Genomic DNA, 16975 nt, shown 5'->3' on the forward strand with positions numbered 1-16975 from the left:
CCAGTAGGCCCGCTGACTACGATAGACCAATTAATTAACCGTCGCGGGGGCTGACAAAACGGGTGATAAGCCTTATAATATTAGCTACTTCGCGTTATACTTAAAGTAACTAATATTATGAAATGAGGAATGTTTCTTTGGACAGTGGCCAGATAATTTTAAATTTAGTCATTATTGTCATTACGTTCTTCGTCGCGGCTTTCTTTGTGGCCTGTGAATTTGCACTCGTTCAGACCCGCCCTAGCGCTCTCGAAGAAGAACAAAAAAAACGTGATAAACCGTCAAAACGGATCGCAACTTCTTTGCACATGGTCCGCAACCTTAACGAGTATCTTTCAACCACCCAAGTGGGGGTCTCGTTAGCTGGTATCATTTTAGGTTGGATTGGTGAACAAACAACTGAACACTTTGTGCTTGATTTCTTATCCCTCTTCAACCTATCCGTCTCAACCGCGGTATTACGAGGTATTAGTATCGTCATTGGGGTTTTCCTACTGACCTACTTAGAAGTGGTCTTAACCGAAATCGTGCCTAAAAATATCGCAATCGACATGCCACTCAAAGTAATGGCAGTCATTACGACACCATTACGGTGGTTCCACGTGATGTTCTACCCCTTTGTATGGTTGTTGAATGTCTCATCAGCTGGCGTCGTCAAAATGTTAGGCATCCCAGTTGCGAATGAAGATAATGATGTTTATTCACAAGCCGAAATTCTTAACCTATCACGAAATGCCGTAACTGGCGGTGAGCTTGAACGTAACGATTACCTTTACATGGAGCGGGCATTTGAGTTCAATGACAAGATCGCTAAGGATATCATGATCGACCGTACTCAGCTAGTTGTGATTGATATCAACGATACCGTCAAGCAAGCCATTCGCGTTTATTTACAGAAACGCTTTAGCCGCTTACCCGTCGTAGCTAACAATGATAAGGACAAGATTCTGGGTTACGTTTATAACTATGACTTAATTCGCCAAGGTGAAGTTGACGATGATATTCGGGTCAATAAGTTATTGCGTAATATCATTACAATTCCTGAAACTACACCGATTCAAGCTATTCTCCAAAAGATGATCGACAAACAAACGCCGATCGTCGTCGTGGTTGATGAATATGGTGGGACCAGTGGGATCGTCACTGATAAGGATATTTACGAAGAACTTTTCGGAACCGTCAATGACGAAATCGACAATGTTTCTAACGAATACATCGAAAAGCAGGCCGATGGCACTTACCGCATCAGTGGTAAGATGACCATCTACGACTTTGAACGCTACTTCAAGACCGACTTACAAGAATTTGAAGATTCCGATGTTGTCACTTTGACCGGTTATATTTTGGATAATTTTCCTAAAATCCAAGCCGGTGATACGATTCAAATCGGTAACTTCAATTTCAAAGCGCTTGATTTTGAAAATGCTTATATCAATTGGTTTGAGGTTAGCGCCCAGAGGGATAGCACACCTGACGATCATAATGACGATCAAACACAAGACTAAATATTTACACGCACTACTTAAAATGGCACTTAAGAAAGTTGATTTCTTAGGGGCCATTTTTTTGTATCCGGCGAACTTCAACTGGTCAACTTTGGTACTTTTATATGATAAGTCGTGTGAATTGCCACTAACCTGTTGTACATAAATTGGATGCGGTTGATTTAAGGGAAAGCCTACTAAAAATTAAGTTTATCTTAAGCCGGCCGTTATCACGACAAACTGCGACGATTCGGAGCCGTAGTCGTTTGCAATTAAGTAGTGCCCAGCGTAAACTAAAACTAATGTAAAACAGAAATGAGGAACTGCTGTGAGTGAATCAACAATCAATATCATTTATATCTCCATTGAAGGCAATACCCGCTCATTTGTCACTGGTATGCAGGATTACGCCAAGACCCAGCATGCAGCTGATGATAGCAACCCGTTAATTACCTTAAAAGAAATCACCGAACAGTCAGACTTTGCCATTGAGACTGAACCCTACTTCGCCTTTGTCCCAACCTACCTTGACGGTGGTAACGGCATTGACAATGGGGTTAAGGAATTGATGACCAACGTGTTAGGTGAATATCTTAACTACGATCAAAACTCACGGTTCTGTCTCGGAGTTGTTGGTTCTGGTAACCGTAACTTTAACGATCAGTACTGTCTAACCGCTCGGCGTTATGCTGAACAACTTGACACGGACATGATTGCGGATTATGAGCTTCGCGGGACTGCCGTTGATACTGAACGCGTCTATAACGTGATGAAAGACCGTTTGGCCGCCTATTTAGACAATCAAACCTTTTAATCGAATTAACCAAACAATCAAGGTCCAAGTTAGTTTTCGCTAACTTGGACCTTGATTGTGTTCACAGCACGAAGTTGACCAATCGCCTCAGTAACGACGATTTCACGCTATTCCGTTGCCTTATCCTTATCAAATATCGTGGGGCCGATGACTAGTGATTCCGCTAATAAGGTTTCATTGTACAATTTAAAAACGTACTTCTGATACTTGACCTCTCGTTGTGAAATCATATCCAAATATTGCCGTTCTTGTTCGAGTGCATTCATAAATGCTCGCATCTCTAATTCTTTTTCTGCACCAGTAAATTCCGGTCGCCGAACAACGTCAACCCAGGCCCGTGCAAAATCACGAGTCCTAGTCCGTTGTTTCTGGGTCATCAAATCAAAAATGACGGATTCTTTCACATTCGGCGGCAAATACATTTTCTGAACTGTATCAATCGCGTGGTGAACCATCGCCACCCGAATCTGATCAATCTCACTAGTTGCCTCATCATCAGTCAACGCCGGCTTTAGCAACCAGCGAAAAATAATCGTCGGCACGACCATACTCAGAATAATCAACGTACTGGCAGCCATTAGAACCAAGTTAAAGTCACCACGTCCGACCGCAGTATCGGTTAACGTATAGGCTAAGGCCAGCGTTACCGCACCGTGCACGCCACCTAGCGCAAAAATCCATGCGGGCCGATTTTTGAAACTCAACCGCAACCGACCGTAGCTGTAACGCACCAGCACATTGCTAATATACAGAACAAGCCCAATCAACAAAAAGTTCAAGGACCCATGCCCGAATTGTTCGTTAACAAGAATTTTGATAAACATGAATCCAAGAACCACAAACACCATGCTATTAAAGATTTCAGTAATCATGCTCACCAAGTCAAAAGCAAAATGAACTTGTTGTGCATTAATTAACCGGCTTCGTTGGGCTTCCGCATTATGCACTAATCCCGCAACCACAACCGTAATGATTCCAGAAACGTGAATCGCCTCAGCAGCATAATACAAAATAAAGGGCGTAATCACGTACATCAACAGCGACGCATTCAACGAATTATACGAAGAGCGTAACAATACTTGCCGAAACAGAACCATGATCCAGGCACTGACAAAACCAAAGAGTACCCCACCCACAGCTGAAATAATAAAATCAATAATCGTTTGCCCATAGTTAATATAGCCATTAGCATACCAGAGAACCGCCATGTTCAATAAGATGATGCCAGAAGCATCATTAAACAACGACTCCATTTTTAAAAAAGTTCCCTCAGTTGATGGCATCTCCAAACCGTTCGTCACCGATTCCATTGCCGTGGCGTCGGTCGGCGTACTGATAGCCGCTAGAATAAAAGCTAACGGCAAGCCGACTAATCCCAGCCCTGCCAAGCTAAATCCCGCGACAATTAAGGCAAGAATGACTAGTCCAACTGTCGTTTGGATAATGTGCTTTAATTCCTTACCAACAGCATTCAGTCGAGTGGCTTGTCCTTCAAAAAACAGGAGTGGCGCAACAATCAGGCCAATAAAGATTTCAGAATTGAAGTTTTCAATATGATTGCTCAAAACTGGAATAAAAAACAAGCCAATACCGACGATCAGACTCAAGTAGTTCACAGATATTTGCGGCATTACCCGGGAAATAAAAATACTAACAACCGCAGCCAACACCAGAATAAAACTGGAAACCATCAAATTCACGTACTCACCTCATTTTATTAATTAATTCATTTATTCTATCCGATAATGCTCAAATTGTATCGTCAATCGTCTCCATCATCACTTTCAAAGAATCAAAAAAGCTTTCAAGGCATTTGACCTTAAAAGCTTTGTTAATATCACGGGGCCCACCTGCTCCTTAACCATTTAATAAGTGTTCTCGCCGGGCGCGCCACAAGACTAACGCCAAACTACCTAACATTAAGATAGTCACCGTAATAAACAATAACGAGTAGGAGAACTGAGCCACCATCATGCCACCGAACAATGGTCCCACAGCTCGTCCCAATGACAAAGCCATGTTGTATCGGCCTTGATATTTTCCGCGCTGATCATCAGCCGCCATATCATCGACCCAGGCGGGTGCAATCGGTAAGCCAATGACCTCACCGATCGTTAAAACCACCATGATAATAATAAAATCAACGTATTGCCGGGCAAATACTAATCCCAAGAATGATAAGGCAAATAGCGTAATGCCCAAGCCAATCTGAGTGCCAATCTTAAATCGTTCGTTGAATAACGCCACGATCGGCTGACTCACAATAATTAATAGCCCGTTAATCGTCCAAACTTCACTATACCGGCGGAACGGAATCCCCAAGTTGGTCATGTGCACGGAAAGAATACTTTCCCATAAGGCATAACTCAGATAAATGGTGAAAATCATCAAACAAATCATCCAGATTAATTGACGGTGATTTTTAGGCGTCACATCCCGCTTCTGTGGCGCAGCTTTCTCTGTCCGAACAGTCGGTGTGACGTTAAAGGTACTTAGCGTAATCGTCATAAGACCAAGGTAGCAAACTGTTGCCACCATGAACACCACATTGATACCTAGTTCCAACAAGTAACCGACCAATAATGTCCCAATAACGACCCCAACGTTGAGTGCTAAATAAAGCATGTTAAAAACATACCGGTTGGATCTAGTCGTTACCGTTGCGGCATAGGCATTGACGACTGTCATGCTGATACCATCACCAAAGCCGACAATGATCAAGCCAATCGCGTAAGGCCACAAACTATGCCAGAAAATCAACGTTGTTAAAATTGCGGTCGAAATACCACCACCAAGTAGCGCTGTATAATATGGTCGCCAGTGATCAAACAAGCGCCCGCCAATAAAGTTACCAGCAATCATAGCCAACGACATCAAAAAAAGAATAATTCCCGAAAACGTCAAGCTTTGTTTGAGATAATTATGCATGTAGACCGTTGTTAATGGCCACATAAAAGCGGCACCCGCATTATTCAGCAAATTGGCTAGAAACAGCCACCGTAACCGAACTTCTTTTTGCATCTCCTCACCACATTTCTAATTTAAGTTTATTCATTGAGAAAACAATACCCTAAATAGTATACGCCGCCTGACCGTTTTTACCTACCAATCAGGTCGCAAAAGGTGCTGAGTAGTCTACGAAATCATTTTTACTTAAGCCGCGCTTAGCATCAAGTCTTACACTGCATGTTGTTTACAATCGCAACGCTGTAGTCGCAGCCTAGGCCCGTGCTTTGACTATTTGGTGCATTCTAAATGCGGCCCCCACTCCGCGGATCCGTTTCATCCGTTTTAGTATTGTTCCGAGAAGCACTGACCACGTGTATACTAAAGTCAAAAAGGAGCAATTGACATGAGACTTTTCACCATTCCAGCCGAACAAACGGCATTTAGTACCAAAGAGGTTGTCGCCATCACCGGTATGACCAAGGACGCCCTCCGTTATTATGAACAACAACAGTTGATTGGGCCCGTACCACGCAACCACAACAACTACCGACAGTATTCACGTCAAAATTTAGAGCGTCTACAATTCGTTGCCACTTTTCGGCAATTAGGCCTTGATCTAAAACTACTCAGCGGTGACGGCAACATTCCAAACCGGGCCCAGCGAATCCAAGAACTGAGCGCATATCGTGCTACTGTGAAAAAGCAAATCGCTCAATTACAGGCAACTGATCAGTTTTTAGCACATAAGATTGCTTACTTTGAAGCTTCTCCAAATCATTAACCAACTTTTTTTACTTTTTACTTGCTATCGTGTGGACACCATAGTTTATACTAACGGCACACTTAATCAAAGAAGGTTACGATATTATGAAAACAATTGCTATTAACCAATACGGTTCCGCAGATGAATTTACGATGGTCGACATGCCCACGACCGAACCACAAGCTGATGAAGTTCAAGTTGCGATTCACGCCTTTAGTCTCAATCCCATGGATATTGCTGGCCGGATGGGAGCCCTATCCTCACCTTTTACTGACTTATGGGCCTTTCCATTGGTCTTAGGTTGGGATTTCGCTGGTGTCATTACCAAAATGGGCAAGGCCGTCACTGGTTTTAACATCGGTGACGCTGTGTTTGGTTCCGCCGCGCCTGCCCACGCAGCTAATAACGGCACTTATGGTGAATTTATTACTGTTAATACTAAAGAATTAGCCCATCTCCCAGCAGGCTTATCATTTGATCAAGCTGCTGCTTTGCCAATCGCTGGACTAACCGCTTATTACGGCATGAAGCACAATCTTAAGCTGCAATCCGGACAGAAGATTCTGGTGCAGGGTGGAGCTGGTGGTGTTGGCCTCTTTGCAATTCAAATTGCTAAAGCCTTTGGCGCTTACGTCGCGACCACCGCTAGTGCTAATCACCGTGACTTGTTAACTCGCCTAGGGGCCGATGAAGTCATTGATTACCATGAAACCGATCCTGCCGCCGTCTTGCACGACTATGATGCCGTTTTTGACACCGTTGGTGATATTGATACTGGTCTCAAGGTCCTAAAAGCTGACGGCCAGCTTGCAACCATTGCCGGTCAACCGACGGACGAGCAGCAACATGATCAACAGAAAAAAGTTGCCTTTCAGTTCACCCAAGGCTCATCACAAGACCTAGCCGACTTAGCCCAATTAGTTGTCAGCGGTCAAGTGAAGCTAACCGTTGCGACATTACCGTTCTCCGTAGCCAATGTCATTAAGGGTCATCGATCCATCGAAAGTCGCCATACGACGGGTAAAATCGTCATTCACGTGACGGATTAACCAATCCTGCTACTCAATAAATATCTTCCGGCACCATTCTTAGTAGCTAGTCCCACTGTAAAAATGAACGTTCAGAGTTCGAAGGACTTCTGAACGTTCATTTTTATTTTAGCGGCCCAATTAACCATGGCACACTTGGTAACAAACCAATCAATTTAATTTAATGAATCACTTTAAACTTCCCAGCACACTTAACAACCAGTTATAATTCACGATGCCATGATGAATTTGGACTAAGTTCAAACTGTCTCAACCAGGTTGTACTAATATTAATTCGACAATCCATAAAAATTAATATTGAAATGTCCGGTTTTTGAACCTGATTGTCGACTACCACCCCTGATGATTGTTATAATATAATTAAACACTGCCAACCGGTGTAATCTTTCAACAATTGAGGTGACAACATGGCGAATAACAACTTTGGCTTGGCGTTAGGCTTCCTAGTGATTCTGTTGCTCTGGATCTATCAACGCGTGCGAATGCCTAAGATGCGCTCACTCGCTGGCTACATGTCGCGACGCGCGATTGAAAATGAGGAAACATGGCGGTTCGCACAACGCTTCTATTCAATGTTTGGCATCGAAATCTTTTCCATTTTGTTAATCGGCGCGATTATTGGTGGTCTGTTCAAGATTCCGCTATTGCAAAGCTTTAATTTTCAAGCCATCGCCTTAGCGGTTGGTTTGATCATGCAAAACGTTGCAACTGAGCGTGAACTGAAACACCAGTTCCCAAAATCTCCGCAACATTAGTACTTTATAATTGACCATCACCACGTATGGTTTAATATTAATACGGTAGTTTAATCTGAATTAATGCTTATGAACAAGTACTTGGTTTAAAATATTCTTAGTAAAGAAGTGAAATTGATGAGTAACGAAAAAATTGCCTTATTCACCATCTTTGGCGGTACTGGTGACCTCGCACAGCGTAAACTGTACCCGTCACTATTTAAGCTCTATCAAAAGGGCTATCTCAAGGACCACTTTGCCGTTATTGGGACGGCTCGGCGTCCTTGGACTGATGATCACTATCATGAAGTTATTAGTGACTCCCTAGCTGATCTGAATGCTGATCAGGAAACGGTGACGCAATTTGCGAGCCATTTTTATTATCAATCGCATGACGTTACTGATGCTGAACATTACCGAACTTTGAAAAAATTATCAGAAAAGCTGGACGCCCAATATGGTTTACAAGGCAACCGGATCTTCTACTTAGCAATGGCACCAAACTTCTTCGGTACGATTGCCCAACACTTACGTTCCGAAAATATTCTGACAGATAACGGTTTTAACCGCGTCATTATCGAAAAGCCTTTTGGTCATGATTATGAAAGTGCCAAGGAACTTAACGACCAATTAACGGCTACTTTTAACGAAAATCAGATTTATCGAATTGACCACTACCTTGGTAAGGAAATGATTCAAAATATCACGGCCATTCGTTTTGGCAATAATATTTGGGAATCATTATGGAACAACCGTTACATCGACAATGTCCAAATTACGTTAAGTGAAAAACTGGGTGTCGAAGAACGGGCCGTTTACTATGATAACAGCGGTGCCTTGCGGGATATGGTCCAAAATCACATTTTGCAAATTTTGAGTCTGTTAACAATGGATCAACCAGTTGAATTCACTGAAAATGATATCGACGTGGAAAAGGTCAAGGCTTTACGGAGCTTACGACCACTTAAACCAGAAGAAGTCGCAACCAACTTTGTCCGTGGTCAATACGGTGCCGGCGATGATGCTAAAGCTTACCGTGACGAAGATAAGATTTCATCAGATTCTAACACCGATACTTTCGTCGCTGGTAAAGTCATGATCGATAATTATCGGTGGTCCGGAGTGCCGTTTTACATCCGGACTGGGAAACGCTTAGCCGATAAGTTCACGCGAATCGACGTGGTGTTCAAACGGCCAGTCGTCAATATCTTCAATCATGAAGACGTCCGAGCTAATGACGACGCAGCAACCAGTCTCGATCCAAACATCTTGACAATCAACGTTGAACCGACTGAAGGCTTCGAGCTCCGCATGAATGCTAAAGCAATCGGCCAAGGCTTCGCAACCACCCCGGTCAAGTTGAATTATTCTCACGATGCTGAAGCCACGGCTGGTAGCCCAGAAGCTTACGAACGTTTGCTTCACGATGCCTTAAATGGCGACGCAACCAACTTTACCCACTGGCAAGAGGTTGCCGATTCGTGGAAATTCGTTGACGTCATTCAAAAATACTGGGATGAACATCAACCCGAATTTCCAAACTACCGCCCTGGTACAATGGGACCAGATGCGGCCGATGAATTATTACGTCAAGATGGTCACCGCTGGGTCTACCGCAACTAGCCGTCCTAGCGTATTCACTTAAATGGCTTAATTAAAAGAACCAGTTACCAACACTTGCCTAACAACGTGTTGATAACTGGTCCTTTTTATATCGCTTTAACAATTGGATGGGTTGCTGCCCATCGGCAATACACGTTTATTTTGCTCTTCGGGATTGCGCCTGCGGATTAGCTTAACTAGCGTCGCAATAATCCCTAACACCACCCATTCCGCTTATAAACGCCTACCCTACCAGTTGTTCACAAACTTGAATCAACCGTTTGACACCGGTCGTCAACTCTGACAGTGTCAGCCCGGCAAACCCTAACAAGTAATAGTCCGCCGTGGGCATGTCGCGCCAATTGGAGTTAAGCGGATAAATCCGAACCTGTTGCCGTTCTAGGGCTTCTAATAATTTAGCCTGTGCAATGCCTGGAATCTGAACAACTAAGTGTACCCCCGCGCCGGTTGCAATTGGTCGGATCTGCTTAGTTTGCGCTAACTGGTGACAAAGTACCCGATACTTTTGTCGATTAGCAGCTCGGTTTCGACTAAGGTGCCGATAATACGCCCCATCTTCAAAATAATTAGCCATTGCTTGTTGTAACAGGCCGGCCACCATTTCAGCCCGATATTGATACCGTTGATGATAAGTTGCCACCAGTTGTGGTGGTAAGACCAAATATCCCATCCGTAATGTCGGATCAATTCCCCGCGAAAATGTCCCCAAATAAGCCACCTGATTAGCCGTTGCTAGCGACTGTAGCGCGGGTAATGGGTGCGCACTGTATCGGTATTCACTATCATAATCATCCTCAATGATGAGATGCTGAGTCCCCGCCCATTGTAACAACGCTAATCGTTTCTCGATGGGCAAGACGACTCCTAATGGAAATTGATGGCCAGGGGTCGTATAAATGATCTGAGGATTACGCGCACGAACTTGTGTCAAATCGAGCCCATCTTCCGTCACTCTGATGGGGACCGCCGTCTGTCCATAACTAGCCGCCAATTCGGATAAACCGCGGTAGCCTGGATTCTCAATTCCGACCGTTCCGCGTGGCAAGATACTAAGTAGAATACTGAGACCTGCCTTAGCCCCACTCGTGATGACAATCTGGTCCGCTGTGCACCGCACACCACGAGTCGTTTTCAAAAATCGAACCAAGTTTTCACGTAAAGCCGGTAAGCCCTGCGCATCCGGATAAACGGCCGTTGGTTGCTGCTCAGTCTGACGCAACGCTAGTCGGACAGCCCGTTTCCAAGCGTTCCAACTTGGCGATAACAACTGAGTCACACCATACCGAAAATCATAAGTGAACGCCCTGGGTTTAGTGGGCTGTGGCACAGTCTCCAGCGCCTGTTTAGCTGCTGGCCAGTGTGTCCGATCGCGATAAAAGTAGCCACTCCCGGGAACGGTATAAACATAGCCCTCTGCTAGCAACTGATCGTAAGCTTGTTCGACAGTGGTCTTGGAAACTCCCAAATTTTGTGCCATTTTACGAATTGACCATAACTGGTGGTTGGCTTGAGTAGCATCATAGTCATCACGCATCTGCTGGTATAACTGAATATATAACGGTGTCGTTGACTGACGATTTAATGGCATCACACAACTGTCCTTTCATTTTTATCAAAATTGTCTATTTCTAACCGGACGATTGTTGTTTATTATAAACGGTAATCACGTTGAGAGGAAGGTCCTAATGATGAATACAAATATTCGGATCCAACAAATTCAAGTCTCTGGCATCCGACGCTTCGATGAAGCAATCAGTCAAATTCCCGATATTATCAGATTAACGGTCGGCGAACCTGACTTACCCACCCCAAGTCACGTAAAAAAAGCGGCAATTCAAGCTATTCATAATGATTGGACACACTACTCGCCACTAATGGGATTTGCCGCTTTGCAAGATGCTGCGAGTCACTACTTTCAACAGAAATACCAACTCACCTATGCACCTGAGCAAATCATTGCAACAGTCGGCGCTAGTGAAGCCGTTGCAACGACCCTGCTCACTTTACTTAATCCTGGCGATACCGTCTTATTGCCAACACCGGCTTACACGAGCTATCAACCCGTCGTTGACATCGCAAACGCAAAATTAGCTCCCATTGACACAACCGCAACGGGTTATAAATTAACACCCAGTGCGTTACAAGCTGCGCTAGATGATCACCGTCGCGACCACGTCAAGGCCTTAATTTTAAACTACCCGACCAACCCCACCGGCGTCACGTACACTGATGATGAATTACGGGCTTTGCAAGCCGTCATTGCTACCGCTGGAATCTACGTTATTAGCGATGAGATTTACAGTGAACTAACCTATGAACAGCCCCATACTGCTTTTGCCACACTATATCCAAGCAAAACGATCACAATCAATGGCCTCTCCAAATCGCATGCCATGACTGGTTGGCGACTGGGATTCATCATGGCCCCAAGTAACTTGATTACCGAGATGAAGAAGACCCACCAGTACCTCGTTACTTCAACGAGTTCAATCACCCAAGCGGCTGGTATCGAAGCACTTACCCATGGTCTGGATGATGGCTCAGAAATGCGTGACGTCTATCAAACACGCCGCGATTACGTCGTCAAACGTCTGAGTGAAATTGGATTCAATTATATTTATCCGACGGGCGCATTCTATATCTTTGTCCAGCTACCACAGGATTTCCAAGGCACCAGCTGGGACTTTGCGACCCGACTCGCACACGAGGCCCAAGTTGCTGTCGTTCCTGGCTCAGCATTTGGTACGAGTGGCGAGGGTTGGTTCCGGATAAGTTATGCAGCCAGTCAATCGGCACTACGCGAAGGGCTAAATCGTTTAGCCTTATGGCGCGCCCAAACTACCACACAGGAGGATTAGCCACATGAATTTAGCATCCGCACACCTGATTACCGCCATGGTCACCCCATTTGATGACCAACAACACATTGATTTCCACCGCTTAGAGCAACTGATCGAACACTTACTTGCAACTGGCACGGACGGCTTATTAGTCGGGGGCACGACTGGCGAAGGCCCCACGTTGAGCATCGCTGAGAAACGAGATTTATACACGCAGACAGCTAGGATCGTTGCTGGGCGAGTTCCAATCATCGCTAATACGGGGACCAATGACACTGCCGCCACAATTCATTTCACCCACATTGTCAGTCAAATCGAGGGCATCGACGCCGCCCTCGTCGTTGTCCCGCCTTATAACAAACCCAACCAAACCGGGATGATGGCGCATTTTACAGCCATTGCCGAAAAATCAGACTTGCCCATTATAATTTATAATATTCTCGGTCGCGTAGGCGTTAAGATGACGGTCACGACGATTCTCACGTTGGCCCACAACCCCAACATTATTGGGATCAAACAATGTGGTTCCGATGAAGAACTGGCCGCAATTGTTGAAAAGGCGCCTAAAGATTTTCTCGTTTACACGGGCGAAGATGCTCAGAGCTTGACCACCCTCGTCTTGGGTGGTCAGGGAACGATTTCAGTGGCGAGTCATTTATTTGGAAATGAAATGGCGACGATGCGCCGCGCCTTGAACCACGGCGATATCACCCAAGCAGGGCAAATTCAACGACGTTTAATGCCGAAGATGGCAGCACTATTCACACAACCCTCACCGGCACCCGTCAAAGCCGCGCTGAACGCCCAACACTGGTTAGTCGGAAGCACGCGCCTACCAATTTTACCGTTAACCACCAATGAACAAAGTCAACTACTCAACAGCTTAAAATAATGCAGAACGGTTGGTAGTACCTGGCAAAAGCGCGTATACTGAACCTAAAATAATTAGGAAAGTGGTGACCATGATGTGCGGTTGGGCTTTTACTGGCGGTATGCCCTTTATGTGGATGGGTGGCGGCTTGGGCATTATCAGCTTACTGATTCTGTTAGCCGTTGGTGCTTACTTTTTAGGGACACGTTCACGCCATCACGATTAAAGTTCTCATTGGGATAATCAAAAAAGACTTTCAAGGCACGGCTTGAAAGTCTTTTTTGTTTCATCATCAGGGATCAGACAACCGGGTCAACCCCTCCCCATTTCAGGTGACCTGCAGTTTTGCCTGATAGTATCAGTCCAAACGCTGATTTAGACCCAATGACTTAATTTCAAGATCGTAACGTAAGTAAGTTTACCAGCCTTAACATTGCTATTGAGTTTGTCCCCACTAACTTCATTTTCACTCACAATCCATAAGCCGATTTGAACAAACTGGCCGCCAGTCCCAATGCCCCGATTCCAATCACAATTTTAAGTAATCTGGCAGGTAAGTGGCGTACAATTCGTGGTCCTAAGCTACCACCAATCAGAAACCCAATGCCTAAGGGTAATACATAGCGCCACTGAATTGGCGTTTGCAAGCCATAAACGACGGCTGAAACAATATTGGCTAATCCCAACGCCAGATTTTTCTGAGCATTATAGACGACGAATGGTGCGGCACTCGTGAAAGACAGGATCGACAACATCAAGACACCACCCGCAGCACCAAAATACCCCGTATAAGCCCCGACTAAAAAGATGCCCAACCAAGCTAAAGCCGTCATCCATTTAGGTGTCACAACAATTTCACCGGGCTGTTTAATATGAATATGACGAGGAATCAGTACTAAAATTCCCGCAATCAAAATAAAAAATGGGACGACCTTCGCAAAGGTCGCTGCCGGGATAATAAATAACAGAATTGCCCCAACAATACTCCCAACTAAAGTCAGTGGGATGAGCGTCTTCAATTCCTGACCATGCCCCCGTAGTTCCCGGCGTGAGGCTGGCACGGCTCCAAAGCTAGTAAAGACTAAGCCCACGGTGTTAGTGACATTAGCCGTAACGGGCGGCAGTCCCAGCGCCAGTAGGACCGGGTACGAAACCAGCGACGCTAACCCCGCTGCAGTGCTAACGATACCCGCAACAATCCCAACAACGACTAAAATAACGATTAACTCTCCGAACGTAAACATGTGCAACGTTCCCTTCTCTCTTAATAGCCCTACAATAGCCACAACGATTACCATAGTCAAATAACCATGTTATAATAACAAATCATAATACTAACAATTAAGCATTAATTAAATAAGGACTTTAAGATGAATATTAAAGATTTGCAATATTATGTTTCGTTAACTCAGCTGAAAAATTTTTCATTAGTTGCAGCCCAATTTCACGTTAGTCAACCGACCATTTCGGCTGCTATTCGGCGATTGGAGACCGAACTGAAAACACAATTACTAATTCGGGCTAATCCCCACTTACCCGTGGCACTCACCACGACCGGGATTCAAGTCCAACGACACGCCAATCAGATCCTATTAGAGCACCAACTGATGTGCCAAGAAGTTGCCCACACCACAACCGATCAACTTGTCATCGGGATGCCGCCAATCATTGAAATCAACTACTTTCCCCGGATTGCAAGCCAATTACCACAAGCTTTATTCAGCCAGATTCAACCTATCAGTCAAGGTTCACTCGCGGCGCTCAAAGGATTAAAAAACGGACAATTAGACTTAGCCGTACTTGCTTACCTCAATGAATTCACGGATACGACCATTCAACTCACGACGTTTGACACCCAGTCATTTAGTATTGTTGTACCAACTGACGATCCGCTAGCAACCAACTCACAACTTCAGTTCAGATCGTTGCGTCATCAGCATTTTGTGGCTCTCAAAGATAACTTTGTCCACCGCCAGGCGTTTCGTCAACTCAGTCATCAAAATCATGTTCGGCCAACGATTGTCTTTGAATCCAATGAAATCGGCAGTATCTTAAACATGGTTCGTCAGCATGTGGGCATTGCCTTATTGAGTAACGCCGTCCAATTACCGGCGGGATTACAGCGGCTCCCCCTAACTGACGCGCAAGCGCCCACGTTCAATGTCGGTGTTGCGTACCGCCACTCAATGACGTTTAGTCCAACCCAAGCCGACCTGATCCAACGACTGACCGCTGCTTTTCAATCCGTCGATTGGCACGCATACTAACCAGCACCTAAAAATCCACCGTGTAAGTTTATCAATATGATAAGCTCACACGGTGGATTTTATAACGACTGTACGTCAAGTTAGGTCGCCAAATGCAGGTCATTAAACAGACAAGTTTTAGTAACCTATCATGGTCGCTAACCCGTCTCAACCTCAGATTAAGCTTGTTGAACAGCCTTTGAGATTGGGGTATCGCCATTGATCAACGCAATGGTTTTACCGACCGTTGCAGGGGTGTGTAACGTTTGAACTGTAAAAGTTGCGACATCATCACGCGTAATCTCACCGCCAACGTCAGGGTTAACGGTTACTTTGCCAGTACCGGCATCATTGATCAGCGTACCTGGTTGTAAAATGGTGTAATCCAATTGGGTTCTGTTTTTTAACCATTCGTCAGCATAATACTTTGCCACGTAGTACGGTTGTAATGCTCGTGGCCAACGACTCCGATCCGGTGTAAATTCAGCACTAATAATTACGTAGCGTTTAACGCCGGCAATTTTGGCTGCGACCATTGATTTGACAGCCCCATCCAAGTCAATCATTAAAGTCATATCATAACCCGTTTGACCACCTGATCCGGCTGCAAAAACAATGGCATCCATACCATTAAAAGCCAACGCTAAATCTTCAGGCTGAGCCATCAAATTGAATTGTACTGGCTGCGCACCAGCATCCTCGAAAGCCTCAGCCTGTTCTGGTTGGCGAATACCCGCGTACACTTGGTCACCTTGGGCAACTAACTTGGAAACGATTTTCTTACCAATCTGCCCATGGGCACCAATCACAAAGATTTTCATCTGGGTCACTCCTGTCCTTTAGTTAAGTTTCATTATAAAGCTTACCAGGACAAAAAAGTATCATTCTGTTCCTGATTTGTCCAGTTTACAAAATTGGCTTATAATATGAGCATCTAAACGAGAGTAGTGATAATTCATGTCAAAATATATTCGTCAAGCTACTAGTGCTGACTTACCAGCCATGATGGCTATTATCGAACAGGGCAAACACGCCTTGGCTGCCGATCAGATTCCCCAATGGCAAGATGGTTACCCGTTAGCTGCTGATATTCAGGCTGACATTGATGCTAGAATTGCCTGGGTACTCATTGTCGATGATCAGATTGCTGGGACGGCTGCACTGCTAACAACACCTGACCCCAATTACGCTATTATTTATGATGGCAGCTGGGCGCCTACTGAGAACCACCGCTATGCCTCGATTCACCGTATTGCTATTGCCAATGGTTACCACGGACAACATCTGACTGACTTTTACTTTAGCAATCTCATTACCATGAGTTACCAACTCGGCTTTCGTCAACTCCGAATTGATACGCACTTGTTAAACAAGCGAATGCAACACATTATTACCAAAGCTGGCTTCGAATACCGTGGTATCGTCTACATGAATCATGACAACAACGATCAACGGAATGCTTATCAGTTACTACTATCCTAATATTTGTCAGCCACGCGGCATTTGGCTTTAAACATCACGAACGCTTTAATTAAGACCAAACTCAACAAAAAGCACGCCAGATTATTCTGACGTGCTTTTTCCAATTTTGTAAACACCACC

16 protein-coding genes are annotated in these 16975 nt (G+C 44.8%); 11 read left to right on the forward strand and 5 right to left on the reverse strand.

From position 1 onward, the window contains the following. Positions 1 to 137 precede the first annotated feature (137 nt). The gene (locus tag ACWQAU_RS09515; protein ID WP_011101876.1) at positions 138 to 1505 is read left to right on the forward strand and encodes a hemolysin family protein; all 1368 of its coding nucleotides are present in this window, start codon (positions 138 to 140) and stop codon (positions 1503 to 1505) included. A gap of 307 nt (positions 1506 to 1812) precedes the next feature. Further along, positions 1813 to 2298, forward strand: coding sequence for a class Ib ribonucleoside-diphosphate reductase assembly flavoprotein NrdI (nrdI, locus tag ACWQAU_RS09520; protein ID WP_003642628.1), 486 nt, complete (start codon positions 1813 to 1815; stop codon positions 2296 to 2298). Positions 2299 to 2405: 107 nt separating this feature from the next. Here the strand turns inward: nrdI and ACWQAU_RS09525 are convergent, their stop codons facing one another. Together ACWQAU_RS09525 and ACWQAU_RS09530 are read right to left on the reverse strand one after the other, a co-directional pair. Continuing rightward, the gene (locus tag ACWQAU_RS09525; RefSeq protein WP_011101877.1) at positions 2406 to 3998 is read right to left on the reverse strand and encodes a cation:proton antiporter; all 1593 of its coding nucleotides are present in this window, start codon (positions 3996 to 3998) and stop codon (positions 2406 to 2408) included. 157 nt (positions 3999 to 4155) lie between these two features. Next, a complete protein-coding gene (locus tag ACWQAU_RS09530; RefSeq protein ID WP_013355817.1) occupies positions 4156 to 5319 on the reverse strand; it encodes an MDR family MFS transporter in 1164 nt (387 codons plus the stop codon). Between the two features lie 331 nt (positions 5320 to 5650). Between ACWQAU_RS09530 and ACWQAU_RS09535 the strand changes: the two genes are divergently transcribed. From ACWQAU_RS09535 to zwf, 4 genes are all read left to right on the forward strand, one after another. Beyond that, a complete protein-coding gene (locus tag ACWQAU_RS09535) occupies positions 5651 to 6028 on the forward strand; it encodes a MerR family transcriptional regulator (RefSeq protein WP_013355818.1) in 378 nt (125 codons plus the stop codon). A gap of 86 nt (positions 6029 to 6114) precedes the next feature. After that, positions 6115 to 7059: an NADP-dependent oxidoreductase gene (locus ACWQAU_RS09540; RefSeq protein ID WP_003645894.1), complete on the forward strand. Its 945-nt coding sequence runs from the start codon at positions 6115 to 6117 to the stop codon at positions 7057 to 7059. 407 nt (positions 7060 to 7466) lie between these two features. After that, positions 7467 to 7814 (forward strand): SdpI family protein, encoded by a 348-nt coding sequence (locus tag ACWQAU_RS09545; RefSeq protein ID WP_003642623.1) that lies wholly within the window; start codon positions 7467 to 7469, stop codon positions 7812 to 7814. A gap of 117 nt (positions 7815 to 7931) precedes the next feature. Further along, a complete protein-coding gene (zwf, locus tag ACWQAU_RS09550) occupies positions 7932 to 9416 on the forward strand; it encodes a glucose-6-phosphate dehydrogenase (RefSeq protein WP_003644713.1) in 1485 nt (494 codons plus the stop codon). Between the two features lie 223 nt (positions 9417 to 9639). Here the strand turns inward: zwf and pdxR are convergent, their stop codons facing one another. Continuing rightward, entirely contained in the window at positions 9640 to 11004 is a 1365-nt protein-coding gene (gene pdxR / locus ACWQAU_RS09555; RefSeq protein ID WP_003642621.1) for a MocR-like pyridoxine biosynthesis transcription factor PdxR, read from the reverse strand. A gap of 97 nt (positions 11005 to 11101) precedes the next feature. Between pdxR and ACWQAU_RS09560 the strand changes: the two genes are divergently transcribed. The 3 genes from ACWQAU_RS09560 (at position 11102) to ACWQAU_RS09570 (ending at position 13353) form a co-directional block, all read left to right on the forward strand. Beyond that, the gene (locus ACWQAU_RS09560; RefSeq protein ID WP_003642620.1) at positions 11102 to 12274 is read left to right on the forward strand and encodes an aminotransferase class I/II-fold pyridoxal phosphate-dependent enzyme; all 1173 of its coding nucleotides are present in this window, start codon (positions 11102 to 11104) and stop codon (positions 12272 to 12274) included. A 4-nt stretch (positions 12275 to 12278) separates the two neighbouring features. Next, positions 12279 to 13148, forward strand: a complete 870-nt coding sequence (gene dapA, locus ACWQAU_RS09565; protein WP_079111832.1) for a 4-hydroxy-tetrahydrodipicolinate synthase — start codon at positions 12279 to 12281, stop codon at positions 13146 to 13148. 70 nt (positions 13149 to 13218) lie between these two features. Then, positions 13219 to 13353 (forward strand): hypothetical protein, encoded by a 135-nt coding sequence (locus tag ACWQAU_RS09570; protein ID WP_003645890.1) that lies wholly within the window; start codon positions 13219 to 13221, stop codon positions 13351 to 13353. A 244-nt stretch (positions 13354 to 13597) separates the two neighbouring features. On the opposite strand, the gene ACWQAU_RS09575 is transcribed toward ACWQAU_RS09570, so the two are convergent. Next, positions 13598 to 14371: a sulfite exporter TauE/SafE family protein gene (locus ACWQAU_RS09575; RefSeq protein WP_003644715.1), complete on the reverse strand. Its 774-nt coding sequence runs from the start codon at positions 14369 to 14371 to the stop codon at positions 13598 to 13600. A gap of 126 nt (positions 14372 to 14497) precedes the next feature. Between ACWQAU_RS09575 and ACWQAU_RS09580 the strand changes: the two genes are divergently transcribed. Continuing rightward, positions 14498 to 15394 (forward strand): LysR family transcriptional regulator, encoded by an 897-nt coding sequence (locus tag ACWQAU_RS09580; protein ID WP_003642617.1) that lies wholly within the window; start codon positions 14498 to 14500, stop codon positions 15392 to 15394. A 158-nt stretch (positions 15395 to 15552) separates the two neighbouring features. Here ACWQAU_RS09580 and ACWQAU_RS09585 read toward each other — a convergent pair whose 3' ends face one another. Then, a complete protein-coding gene (locus ACWQAU_RS09585) occupies positions 15553 to 16194 on the reverse strand; it encodes an SDR family oxidoreductase (protein ID WP_003642616.1) in 642 nt (213 codons plus the stop codon). Positions 16195 to 16330: 136 nt separating this feature from the next. Between ACWQAU_RS09585 and ACWQAU_RS09590 the strand changes: the two genes are divergently transcribed. Then, positions 16331 to 16855, forward strand: coding sequence for a GNAT family N-acetyltransferase (locus tag ACWQAU_RS09590; protein ID WP_003642615.1), 525 nt, complete (start codon positions 16331 to 16333; stop codon positions 16853 to 16855). The last annotated feature ends 120 nt before the right edge of the window (positions 16856 to 16975 follow it).

The sequence above is a fragment of the Lactiplantibacillus sp. 3062 genome (genome assembly GCF_055413545.1).

Coding starts and splice junctions, on each gene's coding strand:
- ACWQAU_RS09545 (WP_003642623.1), top strand. CDS start 7,467: ATGGCGAATAACAACTTTGGCTTGGCGTTAGGCTTCCTAGTGATTCTG.
- ACWQAU_RS09570 (WP_003645890.1), top strand. CDS start 13,219: ATGATGTGCGGTTGGGCTTTTACTGGCGGTATGCCCTTTATGTGGATG.
- ACWQAU_RS09580 (WP_003642617.1), top strand. CDS start 14,498: ATGAATATTAAAGATTTGCAATATTATGTTTCGTTAACTCAGCTGAAA.
- ACWQAU_RS09585 (WP_003642616.1), bottom strand. CDS start 16,194: ATGAAAATCTTTGTGATTGGTGCCCATGGGCAGATTGGTAAGAAAATC.
- pdxR (WP_003642621.1), bottom strand. CDS start 11,004: ATGCCATTAAATCGTCAGTCAACGACACCGTTATATATTCAGTTATAC.
- ACWQAU_RS09560 (WP_003642620.1), top strand. CDS start 11,102: ATGATGAATACAAATATTCGGATCCAACAAATTCAAGTCTCTGGCATC.
- zwf (WP_003644713.1), top strand. CDS start 7,932: ATGAGTAACGAAAAAATTGCCTTATTCACCATCTTTGGCGGTACTGGT.
- ACWQAU_RS09575 (WP_003644715.1), bottom strand. CDS start 14,371: ATGTTTACGTTCGGAGAGTTAATCGTTATTTTAGTCGTTGTTGGGATT.
- ACWQAU_RS09530 (WP_013355817.1), bottom strand. CDS start 5,319: ATGCAAAAAGAAGTTCGGTTACGGTGGCTGTTTCTAGCCAATTTGCTG.
- ACWQAU_RS09590 (WP_003642615.1), top strand. CDS start 16,331: ATGTCAAAATATATTCGTCAAGCTACTAGTGCTGACTTACCAGCCATG.
- ACWQAU_RS09540 (WP_003645894.1), top strand. CDS start 6,115: ATGAAAACAATTGCTATTAACCAATACGGTTCCGCAGATGAATTTACG.
- dapA (WP_079111832.1), top strand. CDS start 12,279: ATGAATTTAGCATCCGCACACCTGATTACCGCCATGGTCACCCCATTT.
- ACWQAU_RS09535 (WP_013355818.1), top strand. CDS start 5,651: ATGAGACTTTTCACCATTCCAGCCGAACAAACGGCATTTAGTACCAAA.